This window comes from Streptomyces sp. NPDC039480 (assembly GCF_055597165.1).
The window spans coordinates 535787-549018 of record NZ_JBVITX010000004.1; the positions used below are offsets into that span (position 1 = coordinate 535787).

The 13232-nt window shown below is 73.7% G+C and carries 4 protein-coding genes; 1 reads left to right on the plus strand and 3 read right to left on the minus strand.

All coding sequences use genetic code 11. The annotated features are described in order from the left end of the window. Positions 1-5: 5 nt before the first annotated feature. The 3 genes from ACZ56E_RS16290 to ACZ56E_RS16300 all read right to left on the minus strand — a co-directional run bounded on the left by ACZ56E_RS16290 (position 6) and on the right by ACZ56E_RS16300 (position 9013). The gene (locus tag ACZ56E_RS16290; RefSeq protein ID WP_471214621.1) at positions 6-1532 is read right to left on the minus strand and encodes a pyridoxal phosphate-dependent decarboxylase family protein; all 1527 of its coding nucleotides are present in this window, start codon (positions 1530-1532) and stop codon (positions 6-8) included. An 803-nt stretch (positions 1533-2335) separates the two neighbouring features. After that, positions 2336-4597 carry an ArnT family glycosyltransferase gene (locus ACZ56E_RS16295; RefSeq protein WP_471214623.1) on the minus strand — a complete coding sequence of 754 codons (2262 nt, stop codon included), beginning with the start codon at positions 4595-4597 and terminating at the stop codon, positions 2336-2338. 102 nt (positions 4598-4699) lie between these two features. Further along, positions 4700-9013, minus strand: coding sequence for an nSTAND1 domain-containing NTPase (locus ACZ56E_RS16300; RefSeq protein WP_471214625.1), 4314 nt, complete (start codon positions 9011-9013; stop codon positions 4700-4702). 1276 nt (positions 9014-10289) lie between these two features. On the opposite strand from ACZ56E_RS16300, the gene ACZ56E_RS16305 reads away from it, so the two are divergent. Then, positions 10290-13232: a hypothetical protein gene (locus ACZ56E_RS16305; protein WP_471214626.1), complete on the plus strand. Its 2943-nt coding sequence runs from the start codon at positions 10290-10292 to the stop codon at positions 13230-13232.

Sequence of the window (13232 nt, forward strand, 5' to 3'; positions counted from 1 at the left end):
CCCCTCTACGCTTTACCTGTTCCCTTTGCTGTGCCTTTTGCTGTGTGCTCTGCCATGCCCTTTTCCGGTGCTTCTTCGGCGGCGAGCAGATCCTCGGCCGTCTTTCTGATTTCGGAGAGCAGCATGCGGAAGTGCTCGCCGGTTATCCGGTGGTTCATCATGACCACGCGCAGTGCGGCCACTCCGTCGACGTTCACCTTCGAGATGAAGAAGTTCCCCTCGAATTTGACGCGGTTCCTGATGGCGATCTGCAGCCGGTGCACTTCCTTCTTGGCGAGGCCGGGCGGATGGTAGCGGAAGCAGAGGATGTTCGCTTCCGGGCGGTGCAGGGTCTCGAAGTCGGGGTCGGCCCGCAGTGTGTCGTGGGCCTCCCGCGTCAACTGGCAGAGATACTCGATTTTCTCCGCGAACAGGGCCCGTCCGTAAATGGACCACAGCGCCCAAAGGGTCATGATCATCGGGCGCTTGGTGCACTCGAAGTTCTTTCCCCCGCTGTCGAACGCGGTGTAGATGTCCTGCTCCTCCTCGAACACGTAACTGGCCTTCTGCCGGAATGCGGAGAGCGCGGTGTCCTTGTTCCGGTAGAAGAGCATCGTGCAGGGCGCGGGCACGAACATCATCTTGTGCGCGTCCCAGGTCAGGGAGTCGGCCCTGTCGATCCCGCGGAGCCGGTCGCGGAGGGTGTCCGAGACGAGCAGGCTCGCGCCGTGCGCGCCGTCGACGTGCAGCCAGAGGTCCTTCTCGCGGGCCACGTCGGCGAGTTCGTCGAGCGGGTCGAAGGCGCCGACCGACGTACTGCCCGCCGACGCGACGAGGCAGAACACCTTGAGGTTCTGCCGCTCGGCCGCCTCCAGGGTGGCGCGCACCTCGCTCGGGCAGATCTGCTGCTGCCGGTTGAGCGGCAGGCGTACGAGCTGGGCGTCGCCGATGCCGAGCACGCCGGCCGCCCGCGCCACGCTGTAGTGGACGTCGGCGCCCACCGCGATGGCCGGCCTGGGCTGCCCGCGCACCGCGGAACCCCCCTGTGACCAGTACCCGGGCAGTTTCTCGTTCCTGGCCGCGAGCAGGGCCGTCAGGTTGGCCAGGGAGCCGCCCGACGTCGTGATCATGGTGAAGCTGTCCGGGTCCCACCCGATGAAGCGGTTCAGCTCGTCGGCCATGATCCGCTCCACGGCGCTGGGCAGCTGGCCCGCCTCGTAGAACGACGCCGGCTGATTGACCACGGAGCTGACGAAGTCGATGACGCCGGCGAGCGGTACGACGCCGGAGAACTGCCGCCCCATGTAGCCGGGGGAGTGGACCTGGATGCCCGTCCGGATGTACAGGTCGATGATCCCCGCGAGACGCTCCTCGTCGAAGGCGGTGATCTTCTCGTGCTCGGTCGTCATGAGAGCTCTCGCGGCCTGGGACAGTGTCGCGGGCTCGATCAGCTCGAGGCCCCTGATCGACAGGTCCGAGAGATGTTTCTCCAGTTTCGCGAGCGCGGTCTCCGAATGCTCCCGGAACTGCTGCGGATCAAAGGCTTCCAGCAACAGGCCGCTCCGGTCCGCCAGTGAGCCCCTCCGTTCCGCTTCGGGATCGCTCGATTGAGATTCCGTCACTGGGGTCCCCCCTTGGAAAGCCCTGTGTCACCCGACATGGATTGTTCCGGCACGCGCCGGCCGGACAAGGGGGCAGGTTTCATCGAGAGGCAGTACGCAGGCTTACCGACCGGCTGGTCAAACCGGACGGTAACTCCTTTCCTGCGGCGCGCGTTCGGCGTCGACCGCACGGATTCCCCCTCGAATACGTCTGCGCAGCGGCCGTCTCTCCGGCATGGTCAGTGCCTGCCCCCACGAAAACAACCGTAGGCCGTTCGGATTCAACGAGAAATCGAAAGCCCGGGGTCTGTCCGAAAGGGAGCGCGGACCACCTGATGGTTTGTCAATCGACTGTGGTCACACGCGTAACCGGAGGCATCGGGAACTTCATCCCCGCTCCGCCCTTTTCGGACACCATGCCGTCGGCATGTGCACGGCGGATAGGCAGAAACGCAGGAACGGGGGTGGGTGCGGGGCTGTGCAACAAGACGTTTCCTGCCATTCGCCGTGCCGTCGGCGGGGCCGCCCTCTCCCGGCCGGGGTGGCGTCCTGTTCGGCGCGGGTACCTCGCGCTCCGTCACGGGGATCCGGCCACGAAAAGCCCACGCCGGGCTGCAATATCGAACGGATGGGGGCCGGATACGCGGGGTGCGGTGACCGCACCGGCGGGTGTCGCCGGGGCGGCCACCGCTCCTCCCCCGTTCCCGAAGGGGCGTGCCGTGGCCGGCACGCCGCGTGGTCGTGGTGCCGCCCGGTCAGGAACTCGTGGCGTCGGACGGCGCGCAGCGGTACAGGGTCTGCTCGGGTGCCTTCGGGCCGGCTTCGTCCGGGGCGCGGTCGCCTCGGGGCCCGTCGCCCCGAACGCCTTTGTCCCGCGCGCCGTCGCCTCGGGGCCCGCCGTACGCTTGCGGGTCGACTTCGGCACAGGCCGACGCGACCCAGGAGCTGATCGCCGACGCCTTCGTGCGCTCGCCGCTCACGAGTGCGAACCGGATGTCGCCGGCGGCGACGAGCTCCCGGTACTCGGTGAGGGTGACGGACGCCGAGTGCATCCCGCTGAGGGGCAGGACGGGCACGCCCTCCGCGTAGATGTAGGGGGCCGCGGCTGCCCACGTCTCGGTGGACATGGGGTGCTTCGCGGTGCCGTCGTGCTCCTTGACGTACTCCAAGAGCCCGCGCTCAGCGGGTGTCAGGGTGGTGCGCACGTCCCGGCCCACGATGCCCATGCCGTCGGGCGTGCCGCCCGCCGTGCCGCCCGCTCCGCCGCTCACGCCGGGGCGGTGGCTGATGGACGCCTTCCCGGACGGCAGTCCGGCCGGCAGCGGCCCTGCGGAGGCGTCGAACGCCGAACCCGCACGCCGCTCGTTCAGCACCGACAGCGACCACGTGGCCGGCGCCGCGAACATCGCCACGCAGCCGGCCAGCAGCCCGACCACGCCGATACGGCGGGCGGGCCCGCTGTCCGGACCCCGGCGCAGGCCGAGGGCGACGACGGCGGTGAGCGCGGCCACGAGGAGCACCGGGATCAGCCAGGGAGCGAAGTCCGTGTAGTCCCAGGCGAGATGGACGGCCCAGGCCGTCTCGGCGGCGATGACGGCGGGCAGCACCCAGCCCCGTCGGCCACCCTCGGCCGTGCGGTGCGCGCGCCAGAGGGCGACGGTCCCGGCGGCGGACAGCGCGGCGAGCGGTGGCGCAAGGGGAGCCAGGTAGGCGGTGTGGGGGAAGTCGAAGGAGCTGAGCAGCGCGGCGACACCGATCAGCCAAACGCCCCACATCACGTAACCGGCGCGTGCCCCGTCGGTGCGGGGACCCTTGCGGTGCCGTATCAGGCCGTAGACCAAGGCGCTCAGCGCGAGGGGGTACAGCCAGCCGATCTGCGGGGTGAAGCGGGAGCTCTCGAAGAGCTTGAGCGGACTGGTCGACGCGTCGTCGGGCGGCGCGCCCGACGTCCTGCCGCTGTCGGTGTTGCTGCTACCGCTACCGCCCTTGTCATCCTTGCTGTTGCTGTTGCCGCTATTGCCGCGGTCGGTGCTGTCGGGGGTCGGTCCGGGCTTGCCGGTGTCCGGCCCCGGCTTCCGCTCCTGGGGCCCGGGCGCCGGGCGCCCGCCGCCTCTGTCCGCGTCGGACAACGCCGCCCCGTCGACCAACCCCGCGTGCAACCGATTGAATCCGTTGTAGCCGAAGACCATCGCGGCCGCACTGTTGTCAGTGGAGCCGTCCGCGTACGGGCGGTCGTCCTCCGGGGTGAAGGTCATCAGGGCCACCCAGGACAGCGACACCGAGAACAGCACGACGCCCGCCACCGCCAGTTGGCCGATCCTGCGCCGGAGCCGGACCGGCGCCGCCACGAGATAGCCGACGAACAGCGCGGGCACGATGATCCACGCCTCCATCATCTTCGCCTGGAAGCCGAGCCCGACCCACAGGGCGCTCAGCAGCAGCGACCGCAGCCGCGCGGTGCCCACCGCCTTCTGGTACTGGTCGGCGGCGAGCACGAGGCACATGAGGAGCGAGCCGTCGAGCATCGCGTGGCCGAACATGGAAGCCAGCACGGGCGTCACCGTGAGCAGTCCCGCGGCGAGCAGCCCGGCGGCGGGCCCCTGCCAGCGGCGCACCATCCGGTACATCACCAGCACGGAGATCACGCCCATGAGGCACTGGGGCAGGGTCAGCGCCCAGTCGTGGAAGCCGAAGACCCGCGCCGAGAGCGCCTGCGGCCACAGGAAGCCGCCGATCTTGTCCAGGGTGAGCGTGGCGGACGGATCGAGGCTGGTGAACAGGAACGCCTCCCAGCTCACCGACATGCTGCGCGCCGCCACCGAGTAGTACGGGGCGAAGCCGCTGCTCGTGATGTTCCAGGTGTAGAGCAGCGCGGCGAGCGCGGCGATGCCGAGGAGCGCGGGCCGCGCCCACCGGGGCTGGTCGGCGGGGGAGCGCCAGAACAGCAGCCGGCGGCGTGGCGACGGGCCCGGGGCGGGGCCGGCCGTGCCGGTCGCGGTCGTCGTGAGAGACGTCATGGCCATGCTTCTACCGGTACGGGGTTGTCCGGGGTCGGCCGCCGGGCACCGGACAACAAGCCCCGGACAACACGGCTTCGGTGGTTACGCCGTGACGTCGCGTCAGCGCACGCACGCCCTGCGGGGCCACTCGCCGCCCGGAGCATTGAGGTAGCGGGCGCGTTCCTGCCCGGTCAGGTCCCTGCGGAGCGAGCGGCAGATCCTGTCGATCGCCTCGTCGGCGTTGCGGAGCACGCCCCACAGGCGCAGGGTGCCGTCCTCGCCGCCGCTGGCGACGGTGTGCCCGTCCGGGCTGAACGTCACGGACCACACCGTGCCCTCGTGCCCGGCGAGCACGGAGTTCTGCAGCCCGGTGGCCGCGTCCCACAGCCGCACCATGCCGTCCCGGCCGCCGCCGGCCACGGTCCGCCCGTCCGGGCTGAACGCCAACGACCGCGCGCCGCGGATCTTCCCCGTCAGGGTGACGCGGGCCGTACCCGTGGCCGTGTCCCACAGCCGTACCCTGCCGTCCTCACGGGCGCCCGCGACGGTCCGTCCGTCCGGGCTGAACGCCACTGCCCGAACAGGGGACTTGCTGCCGGTGCGCACCGAGCGCGTCTTCCCGGTGGCGGCGTCCCACAGCCGCAGGGTCCCTTTGTCGCCGCCGATGGCGACGGTGTGCCCGTCGGCCCCGAACGCCACGGACCACACGGTGCCCGGTTGTTCGTCCGACGCGCTGCGAGGTGTCCCGGCCGCCGCGTTCCACAGGCGTACGTTCCCGTCGTCTCCGCCACCGGCGACGGTGCGCCCGTCCGGGCTGAACGCCACCGACCGCACCGGCCCCTGATGTCCCGTCAGGATGCCCCGCGCCTCACCGGTCGCCGCGTCCCACAGGCGTACGTTCCCGTCGTCGCCCCCGCTGGCGACGGTGCGGCCGTCGGGCCCGTAGGCCACCGAACGCACCGGCCCCCGGTGCCCCCGCAGTACCTCCCGCGCCCGGCCGTTGGCCGCGTCCCACAGCCGTACGGTGCCGTCGCGGGCGCCACCGGCCACCGTGCGCCCGTCCGGGCTGAACGCCACCGACTCGACAGGCCCCTGCCGTCCCGGCACCGCGATGCGCTCCTTGCCGGTGGCCACCGCCCACAGCCGCACCGTGCCGTCCCGGCCACCGCTGACCACCATGCCGCCGTCGGGGCTGAACGCCGCGGCGGACACCGTCCCCCGGTGCCCGGCCAGCACGGCCCGCAGCGCCCCGGTCGCCGCGTCCCACAGCCGTACGGTGCCGTCGTGTCCGCCGCTCAGCACTGTGCGCCGGTCGGGGCTGAACGCCACGGACTCGGCGTCCCTGCGGCGCTCGGCGAGCGCGCCGCGCTCCTCGCCGGTGGCCACCGCCCACACCCGTACCGTGCCGTCGCGGGCGCCGCCGGTGACCGTACGGCCGTCGGGGCTGAACGCCACCGACTCCACGGCGCTGTCCCGCCCGGTCTCCGTGACACGTGTCCCGCCGGTCCGCGTGTTCCGCAGCCGTACGGTTCCGTCACGCCCGCCGCTGGCCACCGTCCGCCCGTCGGGACTGAACGCCAGTGCCGACACCGGACCCTGATGATCCCTCACCCCTCGGCGTCCGTCCGCCGCGCGCTGCTCCTTGCCCGTCGCCACCGCCCACAGCCGCACGCTGCCGTCCTGCCCGCCGCCCGCCACCGTACGGCCGTCCGGACTGAACGCCACCGCCCCCACGTCACCCCGCCTCCCGGCGTCCATGGCACGCGACGCCCCGGTGGCGGTGTTCCACAGGCGTACGTTCCCGTCGTCTCCGCCGCTGGCGACGGTGTGCCCGTCCGGGCTGAACGCCACGGAAGCCACAGGCCCCTGATGCCCCCTCAGCACCTTCAAGGACTCGCCCGTCACCGTGTTCCACAGGCGTACGGTGCCGTCCCGGCCCCCGCTCGCCACGGTCCGCCCGTCGGCGCTGAACGCCACCGCCTGTACGTCGCCCCGGTGCCCGGCCATGCGCTGCTGGAGCGGCAGCGAGGCCGCGGTGAAGAGGCCGGAGGTCGCCTCGGCGGTGGGGCGGACCCGGTAGGCGTAGACCGCGAGGAGCGAGGCGAGGTCGGTCTCCTCGGAGAGGAGCGCCGCCGACTGCGCCGCGAGCTGCCGGGAGAGGGCGCTGCGCTGCTCGGCGACGGCCTCGCGCCGGTGGCCTTCACTGGTCCGGTACTGGTCCCAGGCGAGCAGGCCGGAGAGGAGCGCGAGCACGAGCAGGACGGACAGGGCGAAGGTGAGCCGGCGCAACCGCCGCGTGGTGCGGGCCGCGGCGAGCCGCTCCCGGTCGCGGGCCGCGCCGCTCGCCGTGAGGAAGTCGCGTTCCAGCGCGGTCAGTTCGCTGCCGGCGGCCGCGAAGGAGTCCTCGGCCGCGTCGAGCCGCGTGCCGCGGTACAGCGCCCCCGGATCGCGACGCTCGCGGTCCCACGCGGTCGCCGCGTCGCTCAGCCGCTGGCGCAGCAGCAGCCGCGCCCGGTCCTCGTCGATCCACTGCCGCAGCCGCGGCCAGGCCTCCAGCAGGGCCTCGTGCGTCAGCTCGACCGTCTCCGTGTCCAGGGTGATGAGGCGGGCCCCGGCCAGCGCGTCGAGGACCGTCTGCACGTCGGCCTGGTCGGTGCCGAGGGAGTCCAGGTCGGCGCGGGCGAGGCGCCGCCTGGTGGCGTCGGTGCCCTCGCCGATCACGACGAGGCGCAGCAGGAGGGCCCGGGCGAGGCGCCGCTGGCCGCCGTCGAGTCCGGCGTGGACCGCCTCCGCGGTCTGGGCAAGGGCGTGCCGGATGCCGCCCGCGGCCTCGTACCCGGACAGGGCGAGCGTGCTGCCGCGGCGGCGGCGCCAGGTCTCGCGCAGCGCGTGGGAGACCAGCGGCAGGACCGTGGCGCGGCCGGTGGCGTCGGCGATCACACGGGCGAGGAGCGCCCCCTCGACGGTGCAGCCCGCCCGCGCGGCGGGCCGGCTGATGGCGCGGCGCAGCTCGTCGGTGGTCATCGGCCCCACGAGCAACTGGGCGTCGCGCAACGCCTCGACGAGGTCCGGGTGGCGTGCGCAGCGTGCGTAGAAGTCGGCGCGTACGCCCAGCACGACGCGCGTGCGGCTGTTGGGCGCCCGTACCGCTGTGAGCAGCGCGGTGATGAACCGCGTACGCTCCCGGGCGTCGGAGCAGAGCGTGAAGATCTCCTCGAACTGGTCGACCACGAGCAGGAGTTCGGCGTCGGGCGGACGGCCTGCCAAGGCCTTCAGCGCGGTCAGGTGCAGGGCTCGCGGGTCCGTCGCTAGGTCCCTGCGCAGGACGGTCGCCGAGCCGTCGGTGGCGGCGGCGAGCCGTGCGGCGCACTCCTCCAGGGGGTGGGCGCCGGGTGAGAACAGGACGGTGACCCACCCGGTTCCGGGCCCGGGCCCGGTTCTGGACCCGACCCCGGTACCGGACCCGACTCCGGTTCCGGTTCCGGCCCCGGTTCCGGACCCGACCCCGGTACCGGTTCCGCTCCCGGACCTGCTCCCGGCCTCGGCCCCGGGCCCCGATGAGGGCCCCAGCGGGCCCCCGGCCCCAGACGCGGGCCCCAACCCGTAGGCCCCGGGCCTCGCCCCGGACCCGGACCCCGACGAGGGCCCGCCCCCGGGCTCGGACGCGGGCCCCGACCCGTAGGCCCCGGACCTCGCCCCGGACCCGGAGCCCGACGAGGGCGGGCCCCCGGCCCCGGACGCGGGCCCCGACCCGGAGGCCCCGGACCTCTCCCCGGACCCGGAGCCCGACGAGGGCGGGCCCCCGGCCCCGGACGCGGGCCCCGACCCGGAGGCCCCGGACCTCTCCCCGGACCCGGCCCCGGACGAGGGCCCGCCCCCGGGCTCGGACGTGGGCAACAGCCCGGGCCCGGACGCGGGCAACAGCCCGGTCCCGGACACCGCCCCCAGCCCGGACGCCCCGGACCCGGTGTCCCCGTTGACGCGAGGCAGCAACCCGGCCCGCAGCAGCGACGACTTCCCCGACCCGGAGGCACCGAAGACGGCCAGGAAGCGGCGGGAGCGTACCCGTTCGACCAGATCGTCGGTCAGCTGCTCCCGCCCGAAGAACCAGGCGGCGTCCTCCGGCTGGAACGCGGCGAGCCCCACATAGGGGCCGCGCTGGTCACGGTCCCCGGCGCCGGGGACCTCCTCCGCGCGGTCCGCAGCCGCGAGCCGGGCACCGAGCGCCCGCCACCGGTCCTCCCACGCGGCCACGTCTCCGCCGCAGGCCCGCACATAGGCGAGCGTGACGGGCAGGCTGGGGAGCCTGCGGCCGCCCGCCGCGTCGGCGAGTGTCGTCGAGGAGTAGTGGGCGTCGCGGGCCAGCCGGCGATAGGGCGGGCTGCCCGCCTTCTCCCGCAACTGCCGCAGATCGGCGGCGAATTCGGTCAGCAAGCCACCGTCGTCCTCCAGCGGACGCTCACCCCGCGGCACCGCCACCACCCCCGCCCCTCATTGTCCGGCCCGGCCGCCCGCAGCCGGGCCACCGGAACCGGACAATCCACCGGACATTCAGCGCAGGCGGACCCACCCCTCGGCGAACACCAGCAGAAGGGGGCCCGAGACGTCGGCCAGGCTGAGGACGGCCCGACGCCCCGCCTCCCTCCAGACCCTCCGAAACGAAGCCCGCCGGTCGCCACCGCTGCCGTACCGCATCGGACCCTGCATGGGAACCTCCTTGCACCGAGGGCGCATCGCCCCTGACCGCACCTGGTGCGCGGCCCGTGACATCACCCTGCGGCGGCCCGGCGCCCCGACCTCGCACTCCCGGGCGGACCGGGCACCCGGCGAACTATCCTGCTGGTCAACGCCCCACGGACCGGCACCCGGAACGCCCGCTCCGGCGGAAACGGGCAGCGGACATGCATGGGGGGGCAGAGCGATGGGGGTGGCGCGCCGGCGGCTGTGGGGCTACCTGCGCGATCTGCGCGTCCGGGCGGAGGCGGCCCGGCACGCGAAGGGCCTGTCCGCGTCGCAGGACACGGTGGTACGCGAACTCCGGGCGCCCGGCCGGGGAGGCGTCGGTGCCCTGAGGGGCTTCTCCAAGCAGCGGATCAGCGACTGGGCCCCCAAGGAACCGTCGAAGATGCAGGTCCCCCGGGCCCGCAGCCACGACCAGGTCGTCGCGCTCGCCCACCTCTGGGCGGAGTGGGCGGGAGCCCCCGCGCCCACCCGCACACTGCGCGACCTCCTGGAGCAGGCCTCCGACGAGCTGACCGCCGACCGAGCCAACACCACCCCGCCCCGGCCACCCACCGAACACCGAACGGTCCGGGACCTCACCCCCTGGCAACTGGAGGTACGCGAAGCACTGTTGCCCGGCGGCCCCGGCGGCCCTGGCTGGCCCGGAGGCCCCGGAGCCCCGGGGGGCACCGGAAGCCTCGGAGACCTCCGAGAACCCGGAGGCCCTGGCTCGCCCGGAAGCGCCGGAAGTCCCAGAAGTCCCAGGAGTCCCGCAAGCCCGGGAGGCTTCGGAAGTCCCGGAGGCCCCGGAGGCCCCGGAGACCTCAGAGGCCCTGGAGGCCCGGGAGGCCCTGGAGACCTCGGAGGCCCCGGCCGGCCCGAAAGCCCCCGCTGGCCCGGACCCCCCACCCTCACCCCCTACCTCACCCGCCCCCACGACCACACCCTGCGCGCCCGGCTCAAGCCTGCCGCTGAAGGTGGTCCTTCGGTGCTCGGTGTGCTGATCGGGGAGTCGTCGACCGGCAAGACGCGGGCGCTGTACGAAGCGGTGCTGGAGCTTGCGCCGGATCACAGGTTGCTGCGGCCGTCGACCGCCCGGGCCCTGCGTGGGCTGATCGCCGACGGTGAGGTCGGCGAGGGGTGCGTGCTGTGGCTGAACGAGCTCCAGCGGCTCCTGCTCGACCGCGAAGGGGACGACGCCGCCGCGGAGTTGACCGCCGTGCTCCAGGAGCGGCCCGGGATCGTCGCCGTCGCCTCGCTCTGGGAGGACCCGTACTGGCGTCAGTTCACCGCCCAGGGCGACCCCGGCGACCCCTCCCGGCACACCAGGAACCTCCTCACCGGCTCACACGCCCACCGCGTGCGGGTGCCGCTCCGGCTGACCCCCGACGAGCGCACCCGGTGGCGGCAACTCGCAAATCGGCACACGGACTTCAGGCTCCGATCGGCCGGGGACGCCGGAGCGGCGGACGGTCGCGTCGTCCAGCACCTCAGCGGCGGGCCCGAACTGCTCGACGCCTATCTGAGCGGACCCGACGGCCACTTCACCGCTCGCGAGCACGCCCTGGTCACCGCCGCCCTCGACGCCCGCAGGCTCGGCCACCAGACACCGACCCCCGGTGGTCTCCTCGCGGCGGCAGCCGACGGTTCCCTCGCCCCGCACGACCGGGCGGCCTCCGCCGACTGGGCAGGACCGGAGCTGGACGCGCTGACGACCGGCGTGCGTCACGACGGCTCCCGCGCGGACATCCGGCGCGCCCTCACCCCGCTGAGCGCGGTACGGGAGCACGCCGGCGCCCCACCCCGCTACGAACCCGCCGACTACCTTCTCCAGCACACCGCCCCGCACCACGCGGGCCGCGCGGGCACCAAGTCCCTGTGGGAAGCGCTCGTACGGCACACGGAGGACGTAGAAGATCTGTACCGCCTCCAGGCCGCCGCCTGGCGGCGCGGCCTGTTCCGGTACGCCCTCTGCCTGGACGTGCGCGCCGCGCTCGCGGGCAGCGACGACGCGTACGTACGTATCGTCAAGCGCACCCGGCGCCACCCCGACGGCGCGCGGGCCGCCGCCTGGGCCGCGGCGCACGCGGACCCGTCCGACGGCTCGATCGCGAACGGGCTTCTCGCCGCGTTGCGCGAGTCGGGCCACCAGGAGGCCGTGGACACGTTCGCCGGACGCCTCGCCACCACCGCCGCGGCCGATCCGGCGGACGCCCGGGCCGTCGGCAACCTGGTGGAACGCCTCACGCGGGAGGGCGTGTCGGCGGACGTCGTCGAACCTCTCGTCGACTCGCTGGTCTCCCGTGCCACCCGGACCGCCCCCGAGGACATCGTCCGGATCCTGCCGGGCCTCGCGAAGACGGCGGCGCGCCGCGCGATCGGACCGCTGGCGCACCGCGCGGCCGCCCACGCCGACCTGACCGACACCTGGCGCGTCGGTGAACTCCTCCGCACTCTGCATACGTTCGGGCCCTCCGACGCCACCGCGGCCCTCGTCGCCCGCATCGAGGCCCGTGCGCCGGACCTGTCCCCCGACTGCCTGCCCCGGCTGATCGAAGCCCTGCGGCAGGCAGGGGCGGGGCGGGCCGCGCGGACCCTGCTCGCCCTGGACCCGGCCGCCCGCATCGGCCTCACCCGCGCCGACGTCGTGCTGCGGCTCCTCCAGGTGCTCCGCGACGCCGGGGACGACGACGGCGTACGCACCCTGCTCGCCCGTTCGCCCGCCCGGCACATCGACGTGGTCGGCGACCCGGACGTCTTCGACATCGAAGGCATCCTGTGCCTGCTTCTCATGGAGCTGCGGGACCTGAGTTTCGAAGAGGAGTTCGCCGCGCTGGAGGAGTTCGCCGTGCTGGCCGACCGGATGGCGGCGGGCGCCGACCTGGAGAGCGCGGAGACGCTGGCGTCGCTGCTCGACGTGTTCCACAACACCGGCAGGCACGAGAACGTACGCCAGGTCCTGGCACGGCAGCCGGTGACCGACCTCTTCTACGAGGACCCCGAGGAACTGCGCGACCTCCTGGTCGTGCTGCGCGCGGCCGGTGCGGAGGCCGAGTTCGACGCGCTGGCGGCGGGCATCGCCTCCGACGTGTACCTCACCGATCCGGACTTCGTCGGGGAGGTCGTGCAGGTGTTGTGGGAGACGGGCGGGGAGCGGGGCATCGCCCCGCTGCTGGAGCGGGCCCTGGCCCATGATCCCCCCTACGACATGGTCTTCGTGGTCCGCGAGCTGGCGCAGGCCGGCGCGCGGGAGCCCGCCCTGCGGCTGGCCCGGCACATCGCCGAGAACGTCGAGAGCCCGGACGTGGACACCATGGAGTTCCTGCTCTGGAGCTTCGAGGAGGCCGACGCGGCCGAGGCGCGGCAGATCCTGTTCGACCGCGGCCTCGTGGCCGGGCTCGACGCGCGCGACCACCACGTCTGGGAAGCGCCCGCGGGGCTGCTGGAGACCCTGTGCCGGGCGGGCGAGACCGAGGCGGCCCGGACGTTCGCCGCCCGGGCCGCCGACGCGGCCGACCTCACCGAGCCCTACGGCATCGCACCTCTCCTGGCCGCCATGACCGACCACGGCTTCACCGAACCGCGAGCGGCCCTCGTCCGGCGGGCCGCGGCGGGGGCGGACCTGACCCACATGAACAGCGTCGCCCGGCTGATCGAGGCGTTCCGCGCGGCCGGCGCCGCCGACGCCGTCGACGAGCTCCTGCGCCGCGACCCGCTCGCGCACATCGACCGGGGCCGGGCCACGGAGGCCTGCCACGTGGCCCTGTTGACCGCTCTCCGCAGGGCCGGGTCGCCGCAGGCCGACGAGTTCGCCCGGTGGGCGCGCGCCGCAGGACAGCTGCCCGTCGAGCCCTGTCTGCCCTACGGCGTGGAGCTCGACGGCAGACCTGCTGCGCCCTGGACCTGGGCGGACGTCACGGACCAGCAGTGA